The organism is Rhizobium sp. CC1099, from assembly GCF_029714385.1.
In the GTDB taxonomy this organism is placed as follows: Bacteria; Pseudomonadota; Alphaproteobacteria; order Rhizobiales; family Rhizobiaceae; genus Rhizobium.
Genome location: NZ_CP121641.1, coordinates 2,909,803 through 2,933,126 on the forward strand (window position 1 = coordinate 2,909,803; position 23,324 = coordinate 2,933,126).

Sequence of the window (23,324 nt, forward strand, 5' to 3'; positions counted from 1 at the left end):
AATCAACACGCCAACGATGCCCGCCGGCGTCTGTGTCGTCTGGAAATTATACAGCCTTATATTATGCAGTTAAACAGATGACAAGAGCACTCAACGTTCAATGGCACAACCTTGCCTTTTCAGCCTTCATCTTCCACGAGATTTTTGACAATCCGCTGGAGGATGAAACGCCTCAGTCGCGGTTGAAGCAGATCGGCATGATGAGTGTCCTCTACATCATGCACCAGGGACATCAGCCGCTAACGCTTTCAAATATCGTCGAAACCACGGGTTTGACGCGCACCGGAGTAACCGAAACGGTAGACCCGTTGGTCGGGCGCGGACTCCTGACGGAGAGCTTCGTGAAGAACTCGATGGGGCGCGGCAAGGCGCGACGGTTTGAGATCGCCCCGGAGATCCTGGAGAAAATTCGCAGCTTCCAGGGGAGTTAAAACCCTGCCCAGGGTGACATCGTCGGCGACTTATAGCGCCTTAATTAAGAGCAACTGCTTCGCCTTTGTCACCTGAGCCAGATAGTCGGCGCAGCATTGTCGGGCTTCTCACTGGCGTGGCGTCTTAGGTGTTGTGGACACTTGTCTGATCGATAAGACGATGGCGGCGACGCGCGCCCTCCGACAGACCTCGGGACCAGCGCTCCTTCCGCGGCCTGCCAATGAACTTCGACCTTTCATGCCGGAAACTCCGCCTTGACTGTCATTTTCCAGTCTCAACCGGTCCAGAGAAAATCGGAGGTGTCAAAGCGGCAACAATGCGTCAGGCTTCACATCACCGATTGATGCGTAAGTGTGCGTTTCCCTGACACCAGGAAGCGGCAGAATGACCCGCTGCAGGAATTCCTGGAACGCCTCCATGTCAGCTATTCGTGCTTTGACCAAGTAGTCGAAACCACCAATCACCATATGGCATTCAATGATTTCGGGTGCCTTTGCAACTGCCTCTGCAAAGCGATCGAAGACGTGCGGGGCGGTGTGATCCAGCCTTACCTGAATAAAGACGAGCGTGCCGCGTCCGATCTTTGAAGGCTCCAGCACAGCCCGTACGGCGCGTATAAAGCCTTCGCTGAACAGCCGCTTGATGCGTTGCGATGCACCGGTCGGTGACAGTCCTACACGTTGGGCGAGGTCAAGTACCGTCCGGCGACCATCTTCTTGCAGTAGCCCGAGCAGCTTCCGGTCGACCCTGTCCAGATCATTCATTTCGGACTCACACTTTTTAGCGTTGAAATGCGCGATAATCGCGCAAAAGAATCGATATCAATATATTTCATCGCGTAGTTTACCGCAATATCGTTTGAAAGGCACTGACCGCCTCCGGAACGAAAGGTAAGCAATATTATGGACAGCACACAAATTGCCTCAAGCAATCTCACCAAGGGCGAGATCAAGGTTCTCTCGCTAAGCGAAGCAGAAATCAAAAAATCTATCGACCTGCGTAAGCTGCTCGACGCGCTAGCGGACGGGTTCAAAGCGCTTTCCGACGGTCGTGTTGTCAATCCAGCGCGGCCACAACTCGACATTCCAAATGCAGGCTATTCGTTGGCGATGCCGGCCTGGATGAAGGGAATGTATTTGACCGTAAAACTGGTCAACGTGTTCGAAGGCAATATCGCCCGGGGCATCCCAAGTCACCTCGCAACAATACATCTCTTCGATCCAGAAACAGGGATGCCTGTTTGCATTATGGATGGCACCTACATCACTGCCGTACGCACGTCTGGCTCGGCCGTCCTCTCAGTGCGAGAGCTCGCCAGGCGTAATGCCAAGGTCGCGACCGTGGTGGGCGCTGGCGTTCAAGCCAGCCAGCACCTTCACCTGTTGCCGCTCGTTCGCGATTTCCAAGAAATCCGAGTTTTTTCGAAGGATTTTGCTGATGCGCAGGCGCTGGCTTCACGTCATTCCGGCATCACCGCCGTCGAGGACCTCGAGGCCGCAGTACGCTCTTCAGATGTCGTGTGCCTCGCGACGCACTCCTACGTCCCCGTGATATCCGCAGAATGGGTTCAACCAGGAACGCACGTGTCCTCGGTTGGTGTCGCGCCCCCAGGCGGTGAACTTCCGATCGATTTGATCGCTCGCGGCGACCTCTTCGTTGAGACGCGGGATTCCTTCTTGCCAACACCCGTGGGTTGCTGCGAACTTGCAAATATTGATCCGGAGGCAGGCACCGATCTTGGTGCGATGTTGCTGGGACAGCGACCAGGTCGGACGTCAGATCAGCAGATCACAATCTACAAGGCCATGGGCGTCGCTATGGAGGACATGGTGGCAGCCGACCTCGCTTACCGTGAGGCCAAACGCCTGGGTGCTGGCCAACCCATTTCTCTCTAGGTTGTATTGTGAACCTGGTCCACCCGGCTGCAGCCTTGGGCGGGAGCCATCGGAAGGGCCGAAGGGGTGATGAATGCCTGCTCAACGCCATATCGTCGGGCAGGCAATTCATGGGACTGCTCCAAATTGACCTTGTCGAATGTCCAGATTTGGGCTATGTCTAGTTCAAGACTGGAGGCTATTATGCCGCACGCGCGACACACAGAGCAAGAGGACAGGCATGAGCCGCAGCGCCTGGAAACCGACCGGTTTGCTCCGGCAACCCGCAAAAGGTTGAGCGCCCCGGCTCTGCGAACCTTTCTGGCGATCGCCGATCTTTGGGGCCTGAACGAAGAGCAGCGCTTGCTTGTGCTAGGTTACCCGTCCCGATCCACTTATCACAACTGGGCCAAGCAAGCGCGCGAACATGGTGCCTTCACGCTGGACGTCGACACCCTCATTCGAATCTCGGCCGTGCTCGGCATTCATCAGGCGCTTGGGATCCTCTTTCCCGATGAACGCGTCGGCGTTGCGTGGCTGCGGACGCCGCATGAAGCGCTTGTTTTCGGCGGCCACCCCCCACTCGACGTCCTGACGAGCGGAACGCAGGACGGCCTGATGACGGTTCGTCGATTTCTCGATGCGGCAAGGGGTGGCATCTACATGCATCCGAACATCCTGGACGAAACGTTCACACCTTACGAAGACGGGGACATCGTCTTCCGGTGACTGATCGTTTTGCTCAGGCGCCGCGTCCTTCGTACCGGCTGATCCCATCACAATTTCCGCCAATCGGGCTGTTTGATACCGTTGCGACGGCGGCCGATCTCGAAGCCGTGATGGAGCTTGCCGGCTGGACCAATGACCGTCTTGTTGCCGACCGCATCCAACGACTTCCCCAGGGGGAATGGGTCTACGGCACTCCCAATTCCAGTATTGTGATGGCGGCATTTCTCCATGTTGCGCCGGGAGGAATGCGGTTTAACGGCCCCGATCTCGGCGCATGGTATGCCGCCGACGATCTCCGCACAGCCGCAGCCGAGGTTGGCCATCATCTTCGGCGCGAAGCTGTTGCGCGCAGTGTGGCGACGATGACGCGCACCTATCGAAGCTACATGGCCATCCTGCTTGGAGATTACCTCGACATTCGTGGAGAGCAAATGCTGCGGCCCGAGATCTATGACGGTGCCAGCTACGCCGCGTCGCAAGCGCTTGGTGAGCAAGTGCGTTCGAACGGCGCGGCCGGCATCCTTTATGACAGCCTGCGGCGCAGAGCCGGCGTGAACATTGTCGCACACCGGCCGCGGAACATTCGCAACGTTGTGCAGGCCGACCACTTCGAGATCACCGTTTCCGCCGACGATCGACGCATTGATGTCCAAAGGCTCGCAGCCTAACGACGGAAACACCTGAACTTTGGGTTGAGATGCGCATATTGCCTGCAGCGCAGCAACCTGCCCAATCCGCTTCAGACACGACATTCATGTGCGGCTTGTTGCAATGCACAAGGGCGTCAGTTTGCAGAAGAACACCCTGAATGAAGTCGCGGAGAAGGTTTGAAATGCAGCGACCTCAGCGGCTCGGTCGATGTGGGAAGTCAGATGCAGATCGAACGGCGGCGTGAACGGGCATCAAGCCGCTTGGTTTTCGACGCATCGCAATCGCCTCGCGCCTGATCCTGTTTGGTCTCCTCAGGTCGACAGACCCGTCTCGAATGGCAGATCCAAGGCCGCCTTAAACGCATGAGATGAAACAATCAGTCAGCGGATGCGTTGGTGACGTCATCGCGTGAGTGGCGTTCAGGCTGGGCATTGGCGCCAGCCAACTCTTTCACCGCCGATATGCGTACACTCGGGGATGTCGGAGGAGGACATCATGACCAATGTCTTGAATGCGGAGAAGCGGCTGCGAAAGGTTCTGCGCGGCCGGCCGTACAATGTGAACGAATTCGCCAGGAAATACCGGCTCGATGAGCAAGAGGCAAAGCGCCTCTACGAGAAGTTCGGACCATCCGCCACCGACCTTGACCTTTTGATGTCCGCGAAGTGTAGCGCGTCTCGCAAACCACCGACTTGCGATCTTTGAAAGGCGGGACCAAAATCCGCATTAGCTCTCCCTCGCTGCAATAACAATTCGAGGCTGCTGGGTTCCCGGCGATGTTTTGTCGGCAGTGGTGTCATCTGTGCGAAAGCTTTCGCCTCGCTCGGGACCAACAGGCGTAAGTCGTGTTCTCTGGTCCGCGATCGAGATCGCGCTCGGTGCCACTGGTCGCGCGTCCAGGAAGCCTGAGCAGAAAGCGTGGCGTCCTTCATTGAAATCAAAGCATGATTGAACATGAATTATACTTCTGGCTGATTTCTAATTTCAGCAACGCGAAGCACGATTGTTGCGCGTCATAGAAGTTTTTGGAGCAGCTTTTGCAATCCGGGTTGAGCCGCTTCGCGAATGGCGCCCTTCATTGAAAACCAGCGCGTCTTACGAACGGTTTTTTCAGGAAAGGATTTGGCGACAGACAGCGCCTCAAGCAAATGGACTTTCACCCGATAGCGGTTACGGCTGCCGTCCTTGAAATAGGTAAAGGTTCCGAAGACCTCGTCAGAGACGACGCCGGTCACGCCAGCCTCTTCGAACGCCTCGCGTTGTGCCGCGGCTCTTGAATTTTCACCGGGCTCGATATGCCCTTTCGGAAGGCCCCAACGTCCGCTGCGGCGGCTGCCCACCAGAAGAACCCTTATCTGACCTTTCCTGTCGCGGCGCAAACAGACGGCGCCGGCCTGGTGCACATCGTCTACGTCTGCAGATGTTTCCGGCTGCGATAGCGATCGATCCTGTAACATCGTCGTCCTTCAATGGGCGCATGCTCGTCAAGCGGACGGCACCCTGGTGAACGGGTTAACTCCAATCCAGCCTCGGCAAGATCGACCTTTTCCACTATAATGACATGCTCAGATGTCGCCTTCATGATACCGTGACACGGCTGAACTATCTGCTGGCTTCGAACGAACCTTGGAGATCATCCTTGGCTGCCGAAATCGAATTGAAACTCGAGCTATCACCTGAAGCGGTCAAAGAGCTGCTCGCTTCCGAATTTCTCGGAGAGCCAGAAGACGTCCTCAGCCAGCACTCGACATACTTCGACACGGCCGACCATCAGCTCTTCAAGGCAGGCTTCACCCTGCGTATCCGCCGCACCGGCGAGGCCTTGATGCAGACGGTAAAGGCGACAGGATCAAGCGCCTCTCTCTTCGCACGGTCGGAGTGGGAGACTCCTTTAACCGCGAACACGCCCCAGTTAGATCATTCCAGTCCGCTGCAAACCGAGTTCGGACCTGACCTTGACGTCGCTCCCCAGTTCGATGTCCAGGTTGACAGACGGGTCTGGAACCCGAGCGAGAACGGATCACAGATCGAGGTGGTCGTGGACCAGGGAACCGTGATCTCGGGAGAGCGGAGAACACCAATCTGCGAGGTCGAGCTTGAGCTGAAGGACGGTGACCGCCAAAATCTGTTCGTTCTCGCAAGGCGTATCGAAGCTGTTGCGCCCTTTCGTTTCGGCGTTCAGTCCAAGGCGGGCCGTGGTTATCAGCTCATCGGGCCACAGCAGTTCATGTTCAAGGCGGAACCCGTCGATCTGGACCGGAACATGAACGCGGTCAGATCCTTTCAAACCATCGCGCAATCCTGCTTCCGGCAATTCAGGCTGAATGAGGATGTCCTCCTTTGCCGAAGGTATGCAGAGGCTCTCCATCAGTCACGCGTGGCGCTGAGACGCCTCCGCTCTGCCTTTTCACTCTACAAGCCGCTGCTTGCTGATGCAGAAGCAGAGCGCCTGAAGGACGAGCTCCGGTGGCTGGCAGGAACACTAGGCGACGCCCGAAACCTGGACGTTCTCCTCGTCAAGGCCAAGGATGACGACATGCATGACCGGCTGAAGAGCGCACGCAACGCCGCCTATGACGACGTCGTCGACGCCCTTCAGTCCTCGCGCGCCCGTTCCCTGATGCTCGACTTCAACGAATGGCTTCACTGCGGTGAGTACCTCGACCGGCCGGAGACCGCCGATGATCGCAATGGGACGGCCGTCGATTTCGCCTGTCAGGCGCTCGACCGGATGCGCAAGAAGCTCAAGAAGCATGGCCGTGCCCTTGCACAGGTTGACGACGAACAACGTCACGAGGCTCGTAAGGACGCTAAGAAACTGAGGTATGCAGCCGAGTTCTTCGGCTCGCTCTTTCCCGACAAACGCGGCGTGCGCCGCCACAAGCGGTTCATTTCGGCGATGGGCGACCTGCAGGATCACCTTGGCGCTCTGAACGACCTCGCAACAGGGCCAAGCGTCTTGAAGAAGCATGGTCTGGAAGATCATCCGGCTGCGAGCTCGGTCATCTCGCATGCCGACAAGCAAGACTTGATCGATGCAGCACAGACTGCGCTCGACGACGTCGTGGATGCAAAAAGGTTCTGGCGTTGAATGGTGAAAAAAAGCCCGCCGGCGGCGGGCAAGAGAGCGGTCTGGTCAAGGGGGAAAAACGCCCAACCGGATGTAAGCACTGTATTCGGTTACCGTGACACTTCCGTGTCGCTTCCCGAAATGAAACAGTGATATGTTGCTTATAGCTTGAAATTGGCGAGGAGAATGGTCCGTCCTCCCGAATATAGCGGCTATGGGCGAACACCTTATCCTTGGTGCTGGACGATCAAGGTGCCAAGTTCAATTCGGAGTTGCTTCACGAGGCACCGAAGCGGATGCGGCCTTCTTCTTCAGCTTGCGCAGAACCGGGCTCTTTTCCGTAGGATCTTCCTCATCATCGGGGTCACTCGCCGACCCGACCTCATCCATTCTGTGCGCTATCGCAAGCGCGTAGATGGTATGCAGAACATTCCTATCCTTCACATGAGGATCTGAAAGAGCAAGAAGCGAGGCACGCACAATCTTCTTGCTGGTGGCTTTGGGACAGCGCTGCAGCACAAAATCGTAGAGCGCCTTGCCGGAAAGACCTTCTGTGGCGCCATCCAAAAGCGCTTCGTAAACTCGTTTCCGTTTTTCGCTCACGGTTCCTTCCCTCCAAGGTCGTCGCAACAATTTCTGTCGCAAAACCGTCATACACAATAAATCACCGCGCGCAATAGAAGTACAATTCGCGCCCACGACAGGGCGTCGCGCGACAAGCCTCACTCGGTCCCAATGACGGCATGGAGTTGTAGGCGCCTTGAGCAGCTGTAAATTATTCTGGGTTGCAGCCGATCGGAAGCGGATATGAAGAAAGATACGAGAGTCAGCGTTACGTTCGGTTTGCGTCCAAGATCATGGGCCCGCCGTCGCACATCCCGTCTGAAAAGAGCGCCAGCCGATAGATTTCTTGGTTCCCTCCGTCCGGCCAGGCCAGTCCAGGAGACGGCAGGTCCAATCCGAAGAGCGACCATCGCCCGCGCCATCACAATATACAGAGGGATAGCTGGGTGGCGGCCTCAGTGCGCTCCGGCGCCGCCGCCACTCGTACGCTTGGTAAGCAGAAGCGCGACCGCTGCGATCGCCAGGACGACGCCGATGACCGCGAATGTGTCGCTGAAGCCCATGATGAGGGCCTGGCGCTTGACGATCCTGCCCAAAGTGACCACCGCCTGGCCCGTGGCCTTGGCGTGGTCCGAGACGCCGTGTGACTGGAAGTAGCCGGTAAGCTGGTCGAGGCGCTGCCTGACCTCGTCTCGGCTGGCCGTGATGGACTGGCCAATGATGTTCGAATGGAACTGTTCGCGTTTTGTGAGCACGGTTCCCAGAGTGGCCGTCCCGACGGCGCCGCCGAGGTTTCTCAGCATGTTCGTCAGACCTGAGGCTGCAGCAGCGTCCGCCTGGGCGATGCTGCCCGTCGTGATCGCGGTGATCGGCGTCAGCACGAGTGCCTGGCCGATGGCTCGCACGATGTTCGGGATCCAGAACTGATCGCCCCCATTGTCCGGCGACAGCATGACGTTCATGAAGCAGCTAATCGCAAATATGCTGATGCCAAGGAAGCCGATATAGCGGGCGTCGAAACGCTTCATCATGATCGGGACCAGCGGAATGAGCAGCAGTTGCGGCAGGCCTGTCCATGCCAGGACGTTGCCGATTTCCTGCGCGTTGTAGCGCTGCACCTGCCCAAGATATTGGGGAAGGATGTAGACTGTGCCGAATAGAGCGACGCCGACGAGCACGTTGACTGCAACGCCGATGCCGAAGTTCCGCTGCTTGAGCAGCCGCAGCTTCACGAGTGGCTTTTCGACAGTCAGTTCGATCCAGATGAACGCTGCGAGGAATACGAACGCCACGACGCTGAGCTTCAGAATGAACGGCGACGAGAACCAGTCGTCCTTGTTGCCCTCTTCGAGTACCGTCTGCAGTGCGGCCAGACCGATTGCCATGGTGAAGATGCCCGCCCAGTCGCCTTCGCGTAGAAGGTCGAGACGCATGGGCTGCTTGTCGAGGGTCGCGGCGAGCGCGACCGCCATAATCGCGCTGGGGATCGTGTTGATGAAGAAGATCGTCTGCCACCCGTAGTTCTCGGTCAGGTAGCCACCGATCGTCGGGCCGATCGCAGGTGCAAAGGTGACCGACAGTGCGAAGATCGCAAGGCCGATCGGCTGCTGCGGCTTCGGCAGTTTCGTCAGGACCATGGTGAATGCCATGGGAATGAGGATGCCACCGGCGAATCCTTGGAGGCCACGCATCGCGATCATGGAATTAAGGTCGTGGGTGAAGGCGCACGCCATCGAGAAAAGCGGGAAGAGGATCGTGTTCACCAGAATGTATCTCCGGAATGAGAACACGCTGCTGAAGTATGCCGTCAGTGGAATGACGATGATCTCGCCGATCAGATACGAGGTCGAGATCCAAGCTCCGTTGTCGACTCCCGTCCCGATGCCGCCTTCGATGTCGAGCAGCGAGGCGTTTGTGATCTGGATGTTGAGAATTGCCATGAAGGCACCGATCATTCCTGCGAGAACGGCGATCCATTCCTTGGCGCCGGCCTTCTGCGAGCCGGCCGATACCGGCATTGCGCCTGATGTCGGCAACGTTGTGACGTTAGTCATGACTTGATCCTCCTGGATCCTTGTCGGTTCGCCGGGCGGCTATTCGTTGCCGGTCTTGGTATCGATGGTTGGGGTGACGGACATGCCGGGGCGGAGATCACCCGAGGCTGCACTTTCCACGTCGAGCACGATGCGCACCGGAATGCGCTGGACGACCTTCGTGAAGTTACCCGTCGCGTTGTCCGGAGGAAGGAGAGCGAATTCCTGCCCGCTGGCAGGGGCCAGGCTTTCGACGCGACCGTGATAGATATGACCGGGGAACATGTCGACGTCGATGTCGACCGGCTGTCCGGGGTGCACGTCCGTCAACTGCGTTTCCTTGTAGTTCGCGATGACATAAGCGGCCTTTGTCGGGACAACCGTCATGAGCTGCGTGCCTGCCTGGACGTACTGGCCGACGCGAAGAGTGCGGTTGCCGACGACGCCATCGATCGGAGCAACGATATTCGAGTATGAAAGATTGAGTTCGGCCTGACGCTGGATCGCCTGATCGCGTGCCAGCGCAGCGGCCGCCTGGGCCAGTTCGGCCTTGAGGATGTCAACTTGCTTCATCGCTCCATCGAGCGCCGCAACGTCGCGAGCCGTGGTGGCTCGGTTGGCAGCGATCTGGGCCGACGCCTGCTGCGCCGTCTGGACCGGAGCATAGCCGTTGGTGGCAAGCCGCGAATAGCGCTTGTCGTTCTGCTCGGCGAAGGTCTCGTTGGCGCGGTCGACTTCGACGGACGCCTGTGCAGCCGCAATCACGGACTGCTGTGTTTCGAGCGCAGCCTTCTTGGCGTCGACCGTGGCGCGCGCCGCATCGACGTCCGCCCTCGCCTGCTCGAGCGCCGTCGCGTAGTCGCGATCGTCGATCGTCGCAAGGACCTGCCCGGCTTCGACCGTCTGGTTGTCGCTGACGAAAACCTTGGCAAGGTAACCCGAAATCTTGGGCGCGATCGCGCTGTTGTCGGCCTTGATATAAGCGTCGTCGGTCGCGACTTCGAAGCGTCCGACCGTCCAGTAGTTGTGGCCGTAGTAGGCAGCGCCTGCGATGACTGCGAAGAGCGAGACGCTCATTGCGAGCTTCTTGAGGCCGCCGCCCTTTTTCTTGGCGTCGATCAAAGCAGTCGGCGCGGCAACCGGTGTCGCGATAGCCGGCTGTGCGGCTTCCGCGGTTGCAGGCTGTGCCGGTATTTCGGATATGGCAGCCTTGCGGTCGGGCTTGCCAGTCAGTGCGATAACGTTCTCGTCCATTGAGATCACTCCTGATTTTCGGTTGCCGTCGCTTGGGCCGCAGCCGCTTGGTCGCATTAAGGAAAATTTCTATTTTCCAAAATATGCGCTATGTTTGCGATGTCAAGAAGAATTTGGAAAATTATCATGTTCCAAAATAAAAGTGATCTTGTCCGCAATTCCGGATGGCCGGTGCGATCGCGAGCACGGCTCGGCATAGCCTTCGGCTCGAAAGCGCTGGTGGGCGCCTTCGCTCGGTCGCATGGCCCGAAAGGGTCTCTTTCTGGCTCCTCGCCTCGTCTCCGTGTTGTCGGTCGGCCCTCGTTTTACGATCCGCTCGGTGCTGACGAGCTTTTCCAGCCGCTTGGAAACGATACCGACGTGGACCGAAACGTTCGATTAGTTTAGGAAACTTGATATTTTCCTAAATTATGACTATGGTGCGCCAACAGGAACATTGGAATTGAAGATGCACCAAAATGCCCAGGTAGAGAAACGTTCGCGCGGCAGACCGCAGGTCCGGTCCGACGAGGAGACGCGAAGTGTCATCATCGACGCGGCGAACGACCAGTTCAAGAAAGCCGGATATGCGTCCGCCAGCATTCACGCGATCGCTCAGACCGCGGGCGTCTCGACGAAGACGCTCTATAGGCTGTTCCCCGCCAAGGCGGACCTGTTCTCCGACGTCATCTCGACGAAGATCAGCAGGTATTTTCTCGGACTCGACTCCCAGAGCCTGTCTGGACTCTCTCTTCAGGAAGGATTGGAACGTCTTCTGGCTGCCTACGGAAGGCTCACCCTGTCGTCCGAAACGATCATCATCACGAGGCTTGTCCTCAGTGAGTCCGATCGTTTTCCGGAGATCGCGTCCGTGTTCTACGAACAGGCAATCAAGCGCACCAGCAAGGCGATGGAAGACTGGCTGACAAGACAGGTGGAGCTGAAGGCTGTCCGTCTCGACGACGTCCCGCTGGCCACCGGGATGCTGCGAGGAATGATGGCCATGGAACCCCAGCGCGCTGTCATGCTGGGACAGGTCTCCGACATCTCCGACGACGAGATTATAGCCAGAGCCCGCGCATGCGCCCATCTCTTCGTCGACGGCTGTATCCGACCGGTAAAAGAAGGTTCATGACACTGGCGGTCTCGGCGCGGTCGGGCCTCGAAAAGGCGTCCCGCTTAACGCAATCGCGGGACATCATGAGCAGAGCCGTCACCAAGTCATTGGTGTGCTCAATCTCGCCCTTTCTGACATTTGTGTCGGCCCGCTCGCAGGTGCTGCAACACCGCGGTCGCGCCCACAACCAGTGTTTTGCGCAATGCCTCATCTCCGGCCCTCGTAATGACACCAAGCCTGACCTTACCCGCAGTCGAATGGTCCCGGGGCGTCAGCCCCATCCAGGCGGCAAATGGCCTTCCCGACGCAAACAACTCCGGCGCCGGCGCTTTCATCACCAGTAGTACTGCGCCGATCGGCCCGACACCCGGGATTTTTGCAAGACGACGGCAGCATTCGTTATTTCGACACCAGGCCATCAGTTTTGCCTCCACTTCCTTCCGGCGCCCATCTAACTGCACAAATTCGTCAGCGAGAGATGCGAATAGATCGCGTGCCAGGGCTGGAATGGTTTCGTCAATCATGATCCGTTCAAGCAGTAGCGGGATATGGGACGTGCCTTTACCGGCGGTCAGCCCAAACTCAGCCGCATGGCCGCGAATCGTATTGGAAAGCTGCGTTTGCGCGGCAACAGCGCGCTCGCGCATGCCAACTAGCATCAGCACGGCTTGCTGATCCGCCGATTTCATCGGAACGAACCGCGTTGTTGGGCGGCTCATCGCCTCGCATAGTGCCTCCGCGTCGGCTGCATCATTTTTGCCACGTTTGACATAAGGCTTCACGAGCTGCGGGGGGATCAGTTCGACCTCATGCCCGAGTGCGGTCAGCAACCGGGCCAAGTGATGCGAAGCACCGCAGGCTTCGATCGCAATCACAGACGGTGGGCATTCCGTGAAAAAGCCCACCATTTCCTTACGGCGCATCTTCTTGCGCAGGATCGGTTGCTCAGCAGCGTTGACGCCATGCAATTGAAAGACATGTTTTGGCTTATCCATATGCCAATACGAATAATCTGGTCCACGGACGGCTCCCTTTGCTTGAGTTCACAACGACTCACTCTGGCACATTTCGATGCCGTTCGGGGGGCCGTCCACCCCAACAGAAGCAAGCACTCGGCGAGGGATTAAGCTAAAATAAAAAGGGATTGACTCGGGAAAGCCCGTTACAGAAGACCCTGTTTAATCCGACAGATATTTCCTAGCGACCCTCAAAAACCCAGCGTTTCTGGGGTTTCAAATCCGGTCCTTCCTTCGTTTTTTACAGCCGACACACCTTCCTATTCAGTCGAGTCGAAATCGTGCTCGCTGCTATTGAGCATCGCGGCAAGCGTGTGCAGGCCGCTATCGAGTTGATCCATTGTCGGCGCCGCCAGAGCGAGCCTGACGGCGTTGGGCGCATGGCCTGGCGTGACGGCGAAGGTCGTAGAAGGAGTCAACGCAATGTCGCGTCGGGCCGCGGCTGCGACAAAACTCTGCGAGCGCCAGTGGGTTGGCAACGTCAGCCACAGATGATAGCATTTCGGGTTGGCCTGGATCTCGAAATCCGAAAGACGATCGGCCGCCAGATTCTGGCGCGCTCGCGCGTCGAGGCGCTTTAGCCTGGCAAGCTCGGCAACGGTGCCGTCGCCTATCATCCGCTCCGCCGCCGCAAACGCGAATCCCGATGCGGTCCACCCACCCGAACGCACCGAAGCCATCACGCTTTCACGCAGTCGCTGCGGCGGCACGATGAAGCCCAGCGTTAAGCCCGGCGCGGCCTTCTTGGAGAGACTGTCGATGACAATGCAGCGATCCGGCGCGAGAGCGGCAAGCGGCGGCTCGTCGTCGAGGAAGCCGTAGACATGATCTTCGATGATCGGAAGATCGAGATTCTCGACGACGTGCAGGAGATCGGCCCGGCGCGCCTTGGTCATCGTCATGCCCAACGGGTTCTGAATCGCGGGCTGAATGTAGATCGCCGAGAGATGGGCCTCGTGATGCGCCTTTCGCACCGCGTCGGGCCGTACGCCGCCTTCGTCCATCGCCAGCGATACCAGCGAAATACCCAGCCGGGCGGCGATGCCCTTGATGAAGGGATAGGTTAAGGCCTCCACGCCGCAGCGGCCGCCCGTGGAAACGACTGCGGCGAGCGCGGCGGCAATGCTCTGCCGCCCATTACCGGTGAAGACGAGCTGGTCCGGATCGGGGGACCATGTGCCCTGCGAAAGATGGGCGGCCGCAAGGCTTCGCACCGCTGGTGTTCCGGCGCTGGTCGCCTGTCTCAATGCGGCATCGAGCGCAGCCGGCGTCTCCAGACCGTCCAGACTTTTCGCTATGAGCGCGGTCTGACCCGCAAGCACCGGGTAGTTGAACTCGAAGTCGATCCGGATGCCGCGTGGCTCGCTTGGCGCCGCCGCGCCGCGCCTGGCCTCCCCGGAGATGAAGGTGCCTCTGCCGACTTCGCCAACGACAAGCCCGCGGCGCAATAGCTCGGCATAGACGCGGCTCGCCGTCGAGGCGGCGATCTTGCGCTCGTAGGCAAAGCTGCGCTGCGGCGGCAGGCGGTCGCCGGGTTTGAGCGTGCCATCGGCAATCTCAGCGGCGATGGTGTCGGCCAGCTTCAGATATTCGGACTTCGACATTATTGCACCGAGTTCAATGTTTCCATTGCACCGAGATTTTATCGGAGCATACTGTCTACGTCAACCGGATTGCACCCGGCACTACCAACGCCTGCAGTCAATGAGCACCCGGCCGCGCTTCGCAAGCGCTTGTGCCGACGGCGTCGCATTGCCGCAGAGTAACCACTGGAGAGCAGAAAATGTCTACAATGCTGTCAACCATCATCCGGCCCGCAGAAGAAATCGCTCGCTTTCTCGTCCGCCGCGCCGCCATTGCGAGGCTTTGCGAACTCGACGACGACGCGCTGAAGGACATCGGTCTCGCACGTTCCGAGATCGAAGCGGCGGCCTACGGTCTCATGACCGCTTCCAAGCGGGCGAGGCTATCATGATAGCCTCATCGGTTGCGCCGGAGCTGACGGCGGCCACGGTCCTCGTCGCCTTTGCCGGCGTGTTCCTGATCTGCTTCATGAAGGGCGCATTCGGCGGTGGATTCGCCATTGTCGGCATTCCACTGTTGTCGATCGTGATGGATCCGGTGACGGCCGGCGGCCTGCTCGCACCGTTGTTTGTCGCGATGGATCTGTACGCGCTGCGCTACTGGAAGGCCTCGACCTGGTCGAGGCCAGACCTCGTCCGGTTGCTGCCTGGACTGCTGATCGGCATCGGGCTCGGCTATCTGCTGTTCCGCTTTCTGGATCATCACGCCATCGCGATCATCATGGCGGTTGTCACCTTGATGTTCGTCGGCCTGTGGCTTGCCGGAGGCGGGAAGGTGGCGTTCCGGCAGCGATCGACGCCGAAGGCGATCACCGCCGGTCTCACCTCTGGAATTACGACGATGGTGGCGCATTCGGGCGGACCGCCCCTTGCGATGTATCTGTTGCCCCTCGGCCTCAGCAAGGAAGTCTATGCGGGAACGACGAGTCTGTTCTTCACTGTCGGCAACGCGACCAAGGCCGTACCATGGCTGCTTCTGGTGAGACCCGCGGGCAGCGACTGGACGCTGATGGCGATTTGCCTGCTCGCCATTCCCAGCGGCGTTTGGCTCGGCTGGCGGATTCACGGCATGCTGGACCAGCACCAGATCTATCGAGCCTGCTACGGATTGCTGGTGGTGACTGCGTTGAAGTTGTTGTGGGATGGCGTCTCCGGGTACCTCGGGTGAGTTCCTCCCGCCTGCGATTTTCTATCGGACGCACGCTTGGTTATGCGGCCGACTGTAGGCCCACCAGATCGGCCCATACTCGAAGGCCACACGCGGCAATATCGACGTCACGATCCGGCTGCTTTGACCGGATCGTAAACGGCGTCGCGCTTGAAAGCATCATTGCCGGCTTCACCGGCCGGCGATGATACCCCCATCCTGGCGCCGAAAACCAAAACCTTTCATCACTGATACGATCACGCCATGCACATAGAAGTTTCCCGTCCCACCCGCACGTGTCGCTCCGTATCAACCGCGCAGGCGGTCGCTGAAATCGACACTTGCCGCGATCATTGCCGGCTTCGCCGACAGGGAGGTAGGCGAATCGGTTGCGACGATTGCCCCGTCCGTCGCCTTTCAGAACCGCGTACAAACGGGTCATGGGCCGCTCGCCTCGGCGACCCACCGCAGTTCGATAGTTCATGCCGCCCGGCCGGAGAGTTTAGCCTCCGTTTCGATCGAGCGCGACCAACTCCGTAGCGCTCCTTCAGGTCAGATAAGCCCGAGCGCCAAACCTGGGTCCATTGTTCAGCCCCTGTCTTTACCTTCCCGTCTTTCCGGGAAGGGTGCCCGAGCCTCAAGCCAAAATCCTACTTTGCCTTAAGATGAGGTAGTCGCCCGGATGTCCCGAATCGACGGATATACGACATTTGAGACGTGCAAGTCTTGTCCTAATATCGGGGCTAGAAATTCCAACCCGATGGAGATTGTGATGACTGAGCACTCGAATGGTACCGCACTTATCACTGGGGCTTCCTCTGGTATCGGCGCGATTTATGCCGATCGCCTGGCGCGCCGCGGCTATGACCTGATCCTCGTGGCCCGCAACAAGGCGCGCCTCAATGCGCTCGCGGAGCGCCTCACCAACGAGACCGGTCGCGGTGTAGAGGTGGTCGCGGCGGATCTTGGCAACAAGGATGATCTCGCCCGAGTCGAGAAGGTGCTTCGGACCGACGCCAGCATCACCACACTGGTCAACAATGCCGGTGTCGGCGCGACCGCTCCGCTGCTGGCATCCGATGTCGACAAGATGGAAGAGATGATCACGCTGAACGTCACCGCGCTGACGCGGCTGACCTATGCTGCGGTGCCCGGCTTCGTGAAGCGTGGTACCGGTGCGATCATCAACATCGCCTCGATCGTCGCTATCGCGCCGGAACGGCTGAACGGAGTGTACGGCGGAAGCAAGGCCTTCGTGCTGGCCCTCAGCTTGTCGCTCCAGAAGGAGCTTGCTGAAAAAAATATCCGCGTCCAGGCAGTGCTTCCGGGGGCTACAGCGACCGATTTCTGGGACATTGCCGGCAGGCCCCTGGAGCATATGCCCAGCGAGATGGTCATGTCCGCCGAGGACATGGTGGATGCCTCGCTTGCCGGCTTCGACCTCGGCGAGCGGATCACCATTCCGTCGCTTCCGGACGCACGCGACTGGGAGGCTTACGAAGCGGCGCGGCAGAAGCTCATGCCGAGCCTCTCCCTTAGCACGCCTGCCGCCCGATATAGAGCTTCGGGCAATACACTCCCAACCGTCAAAGACCGCACGCATTGAAACGTACGTCGACGGCATTCCGTCGATCCTCGAAGCAAGGAGAATGATCATGTCGAGATTCTATTCGATAATTGGCAAGCGCAATCGCCTTTCCGCCTATGCATTGGCTGGAGCGATCGCAATTTTTCTTCCCGCGGTCGTTGTTCATGCCGAAACAAACTTTCCTGAGCGAAGTGGCGTCGAGGTTGCGCAGGCTCCCGCAAAGGGTGCGTCCGAAGCCCAGCCGGCTATCGACGAAACCATCCGTCCCTTCCAGTTCCGTGCCACCGACGAGGCCCTAGTCGACCTCCAGCGGCGGGTCAAGGCTACGCGATGGCCAAACCAGGAGCTTGTCGGAGACGACACCCAAGGCGTGCGACTTGCCACGATGCAGAAGCTCGCCGACTATTGGGCCAACCAGTATGACTGGCGAAAGGTCGAGGCGAGGCTGAACGCCCTGCCCCAGTTTGTGACGAATATCGACGGCGTCGACATCCACTTCATCCATGTGAAGTCGAAGCACCCGAACGCGCTGCCGGTCATCATCACCCATGGCTGGCCCGGTTCGATCATAGAGCAGCTGAAGATCATCGATCCGCTGACCAATCCCACAGCGCACGCCGGCACGGCAGCCGATGCGTTTGACGTCATAATTCCATCAATCCCCGGTTACGGCTTTTCCGGTAAGCCCACCGAGCTCGGCTGGGACCCGCAGCGTGTCGCCCGGGCCTGGGCCGTTCTGATGAACCGCCTGGGTTATAAGAAGTATGTCGCGCAGGGCGGCGACTGGGGTGACGCCGTCAACGAGCAGATGGCGCTACAGAAGCCTGCAGGGCTGCTTGGCATCCACACCAACATGCCCGGCACGCTTCCCGACAACATTTCAGCGGCGCTGGCCGGCGGTCCGCAGCCGACGGGCCTGACGGGCGACGAGGAGTATGCGTGGAAGCAGCTCGATTTCTTCTACAAGCACCGTGTTGGCTATGCACAGGAAATGGGGGCTCGGCCACAGACACTCTACGGCCTGGACGATTCGCCCATCGCCCTTGCCGCGTGGATGATTGACCATGATCCAGAGAGCCAGAAGCTGATCGGCCGCGTCTTTGACGGGGCTTCTGAAGGGCTGACGCGCGATGACATCCTCGACAACATCACGCTCTACTGGCTGACTAACACGGGGCTGTCTTCGGGGCGCCTCTTCTGGGAGAGCAAGCTCGCATTCTTCGCTCCCAAGGGCGTTACCATCCCCGTCGCGGTGAGTGCTTTTCCTGACGAAATCTACACCGCTCCCCGCAGCTGGACCGAGAAAGCCTTCCCGAAGCTGATCCACTACAATCGACTGCCGAAAGGCGGGCACTTTGCGGCCTGGGAGCAGCCGGAGATCTTCACCCAGGAGCTCAGAGCCTCGTTCAAGTCGCTGCGCTAGTCGCTTTGAAAAACCACGGCGCGCTCGGCGCGCCGCTTTCCTAGCCACGTTCTTTCATTGGAGAAAACCATGACCAGTGCAACCAAAACCTCTACGACCGACCTGAAACTTGAGGTCTTCGTTATCCCCGTCTCGGACGTCGACCGCGCAAAGCGCTTTTATGACGGTCTGGGTTGGAGGCTCGATGCCGACTTCGCTGTCGGTGACACATTCCGGGTCGTGCAGTTCACACCGCCAGGCTCGCCGAGCTCGATCCATTTCGGCACGGGGTTGACGTCGGCCGCACCCGGCTCGGCAAGCGGGCTCTATCTCGTCGTGTCGGATATCGAGGCCGCGCGCGCCGAACTCATCGGTCGTGGCGCCGACGTGAGCGAGATCATCCACCGCGCCGGTCCTGGACAGCCGCCGGTCAGCGGTCGCGATCCCGAGCGGCGCAGCTACCGCTCCTACGCCTCGTTCAGCGATCCGGACGGCAACGGATGGCTACTCCAGGAAGTCACCGAGCGATTGCCTGGACGCGTGGATACGGACATTACGACGTTCACCTCGTCGACCGAGCTTGCGGCGACACTCCGGCGCGCGGCGTCCGCCCACGGCGAACACGAGAAGCGAACCGGCGGCAGGCATGACGAGAATTGGCCGGACTGGTACGCCGACTACATTGTACAGGAGCAGGCCGGCAAGCCGCTGCCGTCATAAATCTCTGCAATGACGTCTACGGGTACGCAATCTAGCGAAGGCCGGAGTGCGTACCCGCCCGCTCCTTCTCACCTGCGTGGCGACCCCGCAACAAGGCCGGGGTGGCAAAGTCGCCGGTGGCTTTGCGGCCGCACAGCGCGTCTGAGATTACGACGAGGCCGACGGCATCCGGTTTCCGAAGAAGCGCCGCGCCTTTCTCCGGGCGGGCCATGGACGATAACGTCATCGAAGATCCGCCGCTGGTGTCAATCGATCTGAGCAACGTCCGGTTCGCCTGAGGACACAGGACTTTTTGCGATGGCGTAAATGTGATATATACTGCAGTTACAGACAAGGGTGGTGCGTCATGCACAAAATCGGCTACGTCGTCTTTCCAGGATTCCAGCTCTTGGGTTTTGCAGCGGTAACTGCCTTCGAGATGGCCAATCTCCAGCTTGGAGAGCCGGCCTACCAGATAGAGCTGCTTTCGCAAACCGGCGGCGAGATCAAGTCGTCCGCTGGCTTTGGGGTCAACACCAAAGCCTTCGACGACCGCACCCCTTACGACACCGTAATATTCGGAGCCGGCACGACGATCGAGCCGGTGACACCCGGGCTGATTGAATTTGCGCGTCACTCCCTGCAAACCGCGCGACGGCTGGCCGCCCCCTGTACCGGCGCCTTCATCCTTGCGGAATCCGGATTGTTGGATGGGCGGCGTGCGACGACGCACTGGTTTTTTGCACGCCAACTCCGGGAGCGCTTCCCGGCTGTCAGGGTCGAGGAGGATCGCATCTTCATCGTCGACGGTTCCGTGTGGACGTCGGCGGGGATGACAGCGGGCATCGACCTAACCCTCGCCATGATCGAGAAGGACCACGGCCAGGACGTCGCTCGCTCGGTCGCACGCAAGCTGGTGGTCTACCACCGCAGGGCCGGCGGCCAATCGCAGTTTTCGGCGCTGCTCGAACTGGACCCGAAGTCGGACCGGATCCAGAAATCCGTAGAGTACGCCAAGGCCAACCTGCGCAGCGTTCTGTCGGTTGAGGAGCTCGCGGATGCGGCGGGCTTGAGCGCGCGTCAGTTCAGCCGAGCCTTCCGGTCAGAGACCGGTCAGTCGCCCGCCAAGGCCGTGGAGAACCTGCGCGTGGAGGCGGCACGGCTGATGATGGAACAAGGTCGCCACTCCATGGACGTGATCGCGGAGGAAACCGGCTTTGCCGATAGTGATCGCATGCGCCGGGCTTTTCTGCGGACGCTTGGACAGCCGCCCCAGACGATCCGGCGCAACGCCCGCGAAAGCGCAATGGCTTCCTGAATGAGGAGAGCGTGAGCAGATCGCCACCGGAGATGGAACGATTTAGCCGCCCTACCGGTGTCGACGTGGAGGCCACGGACCGGTCCGAGGTCGAGAGCATGATGGACAACCGCATGACCCGCTTCGTGGATCGCGAAACGATAGCGCAGATTGATTGGTAAGGGAGGACGGTTGCTCCGGATCCCCTCCTCGATGTCATCGTAGCGGATAGCCCGCTTGCCGCGGCGGCCTTCTTGCGCGCAGACGATGAAAGATCGTTCGGGCTCAGAGAGTTTTCCGTGTTTGTCAGCGGCCGACTGGGCTATGAGGCGACAATCTGGGAACCAGACCTGGAGGGCCATCTTATCAAGAGGTTCAACGATCATTACGATCTGGTCAGGCAACCACTCGGCATGGGATGGGACTTTGTAAACGGATACGTGGAGAGACATCTCTGAGCGCGGCGGTGCCGCCGCCACTTTTTCGGAAACGGCACAGGCCCGATTGCTTCGGCTTGCTTTCGCACGGAGGGCAAACGCGCGACTGCTTACATTTGGTAATTTCTTGTCGCTATGGCGCGCTTCTAATGCCGGTTCTGCCGCCAACGATCGAATTGCGACCTATTCGACTTTGTATGGTCTAGGTTGCATTTTCGCCGACGCGCATGCCGCCTTCTGAGCGATGATGCTCCGCCCAAACGCGTTTGACCTGGGGCTTTCACTGCATCCTGCGAGTTTAGCAGTGCGAGCGATGCTGTTTCCGCCCGTTCGCAGGGCGACGATTCTTTCGTGTGTCGCCGTGTCCACCTGTCGGCCAGCGTATTTGCCGTTGATCCTGGCTCGATCGATGCCCTGGCGCTGGCGCTCACGCCGATCCTCGAAATCGTCACGAGCGACCTGCAGGGCGAGTTTCAGCAACATCTCTTGCACCGACTCGAGGACGATCTTCGCGACCCCCTCAGCGTCGGCCGCGATATCGCTCAGATCGACAATACCGGGCACGGCAAGCCGTGCGCCCTTCGCGCGGATTGTGGCAACGAGCTTTTCGGCCTCTGGCAACGGCAGGCGGCTTATGCGGTCGATCTTCTCCGCAATGACAACCTCGCCCGGCTGGAGGTCAGAGATGAGGCGTAGCAGCTCCGGCCGATCGGCGCGAGCACCCGACGCCTTTTCGCGGTAGACGCCGGCGATGTAATATCCGGCCGCTTTGGCTTGGCCTACCATCGCCTCTTGGCGAGCCAGGTCCTGTTCTTCGGTGCTGACCCGCAAATAGATACGCGCGACGCGCAAACTGGGGATTTCTCGCCTATTCATGCCTTACCCGCGACGTGCTCGTCTTCGTATTCCAGCACGCGCGCTGCTTCGGGAATCAGGGCCAGCCACTGCGGGCCGACGCGCTCGATCGCCTCGGCAAGCGTGTAATTCATTTCGGCCAGCCAATCGGGCCGGTTGAGCACCAGGGCGGCGGCCAACTTCTCGCCAGTGGACAAGACTCCAAACCCGCCGTGCTTGGCGTCACGAGCGCACGCCGATTATATGCTCAGTGCGAATCTCGGTCGAACGATCCAATCTGTAAGGCAGGGAGTATGGGATGGGCGAAAACTCATACGCTGGTTGAAGAGCGAAGGCTATCGAGAGATTTCGGTTCTCGGTATGAGCTTGGGCTCCTGGGTTGCGGGGGTCATCGCGGCGCACGACCCGGCTGTGTCTAAAGCCTCGTTGTTTCTGACGGCGGGGAGTCTAGCGGATATGGTTTGGACGGGTCGCGCGACACGATTGATACGCGATAGCCTTGAGCCTGAGATTGAGCTGACCGATCTAAGAAGGGCGAGGCCTTGACACAGACGGTAAAGGCGACAGGATCAAGCGCCTCCCTCTTCGCACGGTCGGAGTGGGAGACTCCGTTAATCACGGACACGCCCCTGCTCGATCATTCCAGTCCGCTGCAGACCGAGTTCGGAACTGACCTCGACGTCGCTCCCCAGTTCGATGTCCAGGTTGACAGACGGGTCTGGAACCCGAGCGAGAACGGATCACAGATCGAGGTGGTCGTGGACCAGGGAACCGTGATCTCGGGAGAGCGGAGAACACCAATCTGCGAGGTCGAGCTTGAGCTGAAGGACGGTGACCGCCAAAATCTGTTCGTTCTCGCAAGGCGTATCGAAGCCGTTGCGCCCGTTCGTTTCGGCGTTCAGTCCAAGGCGGGCCGTGGTTATCAGCTCATCGGGCCAACGTCGTCGACGCCCTTCAGTCCTCGCGCGCCCGTTCCCTGATGCTCGACTTCAACGAATGGCTTCACTGCGGTGAGTACCTTGACCGGCCGGAGACCGCCGATGATCGCAATGGGACGGCCGTCGATTTCGCCTGTCAGGCGCTCGACCGGATGCGCAAGAAGCTCAAGAAGCATGGCCGTGCCCTTGCACAGGTTGACGACGAACAACGTCACGAGGCTCGTAAGGACGCTAAGAAACTGAGGTATGCAGCCGAGTTCTTCGGCTCGCTCTTTCCCGACAAACGCGGCGTGCGCCGCCACAAGCGGTTCATTTCGGCGATGGGCGACCTGCAGGATCACCTTGGCGCTCTGAACGACCTCGCAACAGGGCCAAGCGTCTTGAAGAAGCATGGTCTGGAAGATCATCCGGCTGCGAGCTCGGTCATCTCGCATGCCGACAAGCAAGACTTGATCGATGCAGCACAGACTGCGCTCGACGACGTCGTGGATGCAAAAAGGTTCTGGCGTTGAATGGTGAAAAAAAGCCCGCCGGCGGCGGGCAAGAGAGCGGTCTGGTCAAGGGGGAAAAACGCCCAACCAGATGTAAGCACTGTATTCGGTTACCGTGACACTTCCGTGTCGCTTCCCGAAATGAAACAGTGATATGTTGCTTATAGC

23 protein-coding genes and 4 pseudogenes are annotated in these 23,324 nt (G+C 59.3%); 17 read left to right on the plus strand and 10 right to left on the minus strand.

The annotated features are described in order from the left end of the window. Positions 1-77 precede the first annotated feature (77 nt). Positions 78-431: a MarR family transcriptional regulator gene (locus QA644_RS14690; RefSeq protein WP_022718530.1), complete on the plus strand. Its 354-nt coding sequence runs from the start codon at positions 78-80 to the stop codon at positions 429-431. 303 nt (positions 432-734) lie between these two features. On the opposite strand, the gene QA644_RS14695 is transcribed toward QA644_RS14690, so the two are convergent. Continuing rightward, positions 735-1,196: an Lrp/AsnC ligand binding domain-containing protein gene (locus tag QA644_RS14695; RefSeq protein WP_283069211.1), complete on the minus strand. Its 462-nt coding sequence runs from the start codon at positions 1,194-1,196 to the stop codon at positions 735-737. A 138-nt stretch (positions 1,197-1,334) separates the two neighbouring features. Here QA644_RS14695 and QA644_RS14700 point away from each other — a divergent pair, with 138 nt between their 5' ends. From QA644_RS14700 to QA644_RS14715, 4 genes are all read left to right on the plus strand, one after another. Beyond that, entirely contained in the window at positions 1,335-2,327 is a 993-nt protein-coding gene (locus QA644_RS14700; RefSeq protein WP_283069212.1) for an ornithine cyclodeaminase family protein, read from the plus strand. A 183-nt stretch (positions 2,328-2,510) separates the two neighbouring features. Further along, positions 2,511-3,035, plus strand: coding sequence for an antitoxin Xre/MbcA/ParS toxin-binding domain-containing protein (locus tag QA644_RS14705; RefSeq protein WP_283069213.1), 525 nt, complete (start codon positions 2,511-2,513; stop codon positions 3,033-3,035). Then, entirely contained in the window at positions 3,032-3,703 is a 672-nt protein-coding gene (locus QA644_RS14710) for an RES family NAD+ phosphorylase (protein WP_283069214.1), read from the plus strand. The genes QA644_RS14705 and QA644_RS14710 overlap by 4 nt, the downstream gene beginning before the upstream one ends. Positions 3,704-4,181: 478 nt before the next feature. Further along, positions 4,182-4,391 (plus strand): hypothetical protein, encoded by a 210-nt coding sequence (locus QA644_RS14715; RefSeq protein WP_194727968.1) that lies wholly within the window; start codon positions 4,182-4,184, stop codon positions 4,389-4,391. A gap of 308 nt (positions 4,392-4,699) precedes the next feature. Here the strand turns inward: QA644_RS14715 and QA644_RS14720 are convergent, their stop codons facing one another. Next, complete coding sequence (locus QA644_RS14720) at positions 4,700-5,026, minus strand: NUDIX hydrolase (protein ID WP_283069215.1); 327 nt, start codon at positions 5,024-5,026, stop codon at positions 4,700-4,702. Positions 5,027-5,325: 299 nt separating this feature from the next. Between QA644_RS14720 and QA644_RS14725 the strand changes: the two genes are divergently transcribed. Then, on the plus strand, positions 5,326-6,777 hold the full coding sequence (locus tag QA644_RS14725; protein ID WP_283069217.1) for a CHAD domain-containing protein: 1,452 nt from the start codon (positions 5,326-5,328) through the stop codon (positions 6,775-6,777). Positions 6,778-7,017: 240 nt separating this feature from the next. On the opposite strand, the gene QA644_RS14730 is transcribed toward QA644_RS14725, so the two are convergent. The 3 genes from QA644_RS14730 to QA644_RS14740 form a co-directional block, all read right to left on the minus strand. Continuing rightward, positions 7,018-7,410 carry a hypothetical protein gene (locus tag QA644_RS14730; protein ID WP_283069219.1) on the minus strand — a complete coding sequence of 131 codons (393 nt, stop codon included), beginning with the start codon at positions 7,408-7,410 and terminating at the stop codon, positions 7,018-7,020. Between the two features lie 365 nt (positions 7,411-7,775). Beyond that, complete coding sequence (locus QA644_RS14735) at positions 7,776-9,338, minus strand: DHA2 family efflux MFS transporter permease subunit (protein ID WP_283072392.1); 1,563 nt, start codon at positions 9,336-9,338, stop codon at positions 7,776-7,778. A gap of 75 nt (positions 9,339-9,413) precedes the next feature. Further along, on the minus strand, positions 9,414-10,607 hold the full coding sequence (locus QA644_RS14740) for an HlyD family secretion protein (protein WP_283069221.1): 1,194 nt from the start codon (positions 10,605-10,607) through the stop codon (positions 9,414-9,416). A gap of 448 nt (positions 10,608-11,055) precedes the next feature. Between QA644_RS14740 and QA644_RS14745 the strand changes: the two genes are divergently transcribed. Further along, entirely contained in the window at positions 11,056-11,721 is a 666-nt protein-coding gene (locus tag QA644_RS14745) for a TetR/AcrR family transcriptional regulator (protein WP_283072393.1), read from the plus strand. A 125-nt stretch (positions 11,722-11,846) separates the two neighbouring features. Here the strand turns inward: QA644_RS14745 and QA644_RS14750 are convergent. Then, positions 11,847-12,724: pseudogene (locus QA644_RS14750) on the minus strand (IS110 family transposase); the annotation flags it as partial. Between the two features lie 255 nt (positions 12,725-12,979). After that, positions 12,980-14,323 (minus strand): PLP-dependent aminotransferase family protein, encoded by a 1,344-nt coding sequence (locus QA644_RS14755; protein ID WP_283069223.1) that lies wholly within the window; start codon positions 14,321-14,323, stop codon positions 12,980-12,982. A 179-nt stretch (positions 14,324-14,502) separates the two neighbouring features. Here QA644_RS14755 and QA644_RS14760 point away from each other — a divergent pair, with 179 nt between their 5' ends. From QA644_RS14760 to QA644_RS14780, 5 genes are all read left to right on the plus strand, one after another. Continuing rightward, positions 14,503-14,694, plus strand: coding sequence for a DUF1127 domain-containing protein (locus QA644_RS14760; RefSeq protein ID WP_022713686.1), 192 nt, complete (start codon positions 14,503-14,505; stop codon positions 14,692-14,694). Further along, positions 14,691-15,470 (plus strand): sulfite exporter TauE/SafE family protein, encoded by a 780-nt coding sequence (locus QA644_RS14765; RefSeq protein WP_194730371.1) that lies wholly within the window; start codon positions 14,691-14,693, stop codon positions 15,468-15,470. The genes QA644_RS14760 and QA644_RS14765 overlap by 4 nt, the downstream gene beginning before the upstream one ends. A gap of 751 nt (positions 15,471-16,221) precedes the next feature. Next, on the plus strand, positions 16,222-17,055 hold the full coding sequence (locus tag QA644_RS14770) for an SDR family oxidoreductase (RefSeq protein ID WP_283069227.1): 834 nt from the start codon (positions 16,222-16,224) through the stop codon (positions 17,053-17,055). A 49-nt stretch (positions 17,056-17,104) separates the two neighbouring features. Continuing rightward, positions 17,105-18,460 (plus strand): epoxide hydrolase family protein, encoded by a 1,356-nt coding sequence (locus QA644_RS14775; protein ID WP_283069229.1) that lies wholly within the window; start codon positions 17,105-17,107, stop codon positions 18,458-18,460. A 69-nt stretch (positions 18,461-18,529) separates the two neighbouring features. Continuing rightward, positions 18,530-19,159, plus strand: a complete 630-nt coding sequence (locus QA644_RS14780) for a VOC family protein (RefSeq protein ID WP_194730369.1) — start codon at positions 18,530-18,532, stop codon at positions 19,157-19,159. Positions 19,160-19,190: 31 nt separating this feature from the next. Here the strand turns inward: QA644_RS14780 and QA644_RS14785 are convergent, their stop codons facing one another. Then, positions 19,191-19,385: a hypothetical protein gene (locus QA644_RS14785; protein WP_283069231.1), complete on the minus strand. Its 195-nt coding sequence runs from the start codon at positions 19,383-19,385 to the stop codon at positions 19,191-19,193. Between the two features lie 120 nt (positions 19,386-19,505). Here QA644_RS14785 and QA644_RS14790 point away from each other — a divergent pair, with 120 nt between their 5' ends. Together QA644_RS14790 and QA644_RS14795 are read left to right on the plus strand one after the other, a co-directional pair. Then, positions 19,506-20,456, plus strand: a complete 951-nt coding sequence (locus tag QA644_RS14790) for a GlxA family transcriptional regulator (protein WP_283069233.1) — start codon at positions 19,506-19,508, stop codon at positions 20,454-20,456. Between the two features lie 11 nt (positions 20,457-20,467). Then, positions 20,468-20,617 carry a hypothetical protein gene (locus QA644_RS14795; RefSeq protein WP_283069235.1) on the plus strand — a complete coding sequence of 50 codons (150 nt, stop codon included), beginning with the start codon at positions 20,468-20,470 and terminating at the stop codon, positions 20,615-20,617. A 457-nt stretch (positions 20,618-21,074) separates the two neighbouring features. Here QA644_RS14795 and QA644_RS14800 read toward each other — a convergent pair. Beyond that, positions 21,075-21,748, minus strand: a pseudogene (locus QA644_RS14800) (recombinase family protein). After that, a complete protein-coding gene (locus QA644_RS14805; protein ID WP_283069237.1) occupies positions 21,745-21,906 on the minus strand; it encodes a hypothetical protein in 162 nt (53 codons plus the stop codon). The pseudogene QA644_RS14800 and the gene QA644_RS14805 overlap by 4 nt, the downstream one beginning before the upstream one ends. A gap of 52 nt (positions 21,907-21,958) precedes the next feature. On the opposite strand from QA644_RS14805, the pseudogene QA644_RS14810 reads away from it, so the two are divergent. The 3 genes and pseudogenes from QA644_RS14810 to QA644_RS14820 form a co-directional block, all read left to right on the plus strand. Continuing rightward, a pseudogene (locus QA644_RS14810) lies at positions 21,959-22,264 on the plus strand (dienelactone hydrolase-related enzyme); the annotation flags it as partial. Positions 22,265-22,269: 5 nt separating this feature from the next. Beyond that, positions 22,270-22,707: a CYTH domain-containing protein gene (locus QA644_RS14815; RefSeq protein ID WP_283069239.1), complete on the plus strand. Its 438-nt coding sequence runs from the start codon at positions 22,270-22,272 to the stop codon at positions 22,705-22,707. Next, a pseudogene (locus QA644_RS14820) lies at positions 22,692-23,177 on the plus strand (CHAD domain-containing protein); the annotation flags it as partial. The gene QA644_RS14815 and the pseudogene QA644_RS14820, both read left to right, overlap by 16 nt. Positions 23,178-23,324: the final 147 nt, after the last annotated feature.

Bases quoted from the DNA above. Each gene is read 5' to 3' on its own strand.
- QA644_RS14690 (WP_022718530.1), top strand. From the start codon at position 78: ATGACAAGAGCACTCAACGTTCAATGGCACAACCTTGCCTTTTCAGCC.
- QA644_RS14695 (WP_283069211.1), bottom strand. From the start codon at position 1,196: ATGAATGATCTGGACAGGGTCGACCGGAAGCTGCTCGGGCTACTGCAA.
- QA644_RS14700 (WP_283069212.1), top strand. From the start codon at position 1,335: ATGGACAGCACACAAATTGCCTCAAGCAATCTCACCAAGGGCGAGATC.
- QA644_RS14705 (WP_283069213.1), top strand. From the start codon at position 2,511: ATGCCGCACGCGCGACACACAGAGCAAGAGGACAGGCATGAGCCGCAG.
- QA644_RS14715 (WP_194727968.1), top strand. From the start codon at position 4,182: ATGACCAATGTCTTGAATGCGGAGAAGCGGCTGCGAAAGGTTCTGCGC.
- QA644_RS14730 (WP_283069219.1), bottom strand. From the start codon at position 7,410: ATGACGGTTTTGCGACAGAAATTGTTGCGACGACCTTGGAGGGAAGGA.
- QA644_RS14735 (WP_283072392.1), bottom strand. From the start codon at position 9,338: ATGCCGGTATCGGCCGGCTCGCAGAAGGCCGGCGCCAAGGAATGGATC.
- QA644_RS14740 (WP_283069221.1), bottom strand. From the start codon at position 10,607: ATGGACGAGAACGTTATCGCACTGACTGGCAAGCCCGACCGCAAGGCT.
- QA644_RS14745 (WP_283072393.1), top strand. From the start codon at position 11,056: ATGCACCAAAATGCCCAGGTAGAGAAACGTTCGCGCGGCAGACCGCAG.
- QA644_RS14755 (WP_283069223.1), bottom strand. From the start codon at position 14,323: ATGTCGAAGTCCGAATATCTGAAGCTGGCCGACACCATCGCCGCTGAG.
- QA644_RS14760 (WP_022713686.1), top strand. From the start codon at position 14,503: ATGTCTACAATGCTGTCAACCATCATCCGGCCCGCAGAAGAAATCGCT.
- QA644_RS14765 (WP_194730371.1), top strand. From the start codon at position 14,691: ATGATAGCCTCATCGGTTGCGCCGGAGCTGACGGCGGCCACGGTCCTC.
- QA644_RS14770 (WP_283069227.1), top strand. From the start codon at position 16,222: ATGACTGAGCACTCGAATGGTACCGCACTTATCACTGGGGCTTCCTCT.
- QA644_RS14775 (WP_283069229.1), top strand. From the start codon at position 17,105: ATGTCGAGATTCTATTCGATAATTGGCAAGCGCAATCGCCTTTCCGCC.
- QA644_RS14780 (WP_194730369.1), top strand. From the start codon at position 18,530: ATGACCAGTGCAACCAAAACCTCTACGACCGACCTGAAACTTGAGGTC.
- QA644_RS14785 (WP_283069231.1), bottom strand. From the start codon at position 19,385: ATGACGTTATCGTCCATGGCCCGCCCGGAGAAAGGCGCGGCGCTTCTT.
- QA644_RS14790 (WP_283069233.1), top strand. From the start codon at position 19,506: ATGCACAAAATCGGCTACGTCGTCTTTCCAGGATTCCAGCTCTTGGGT.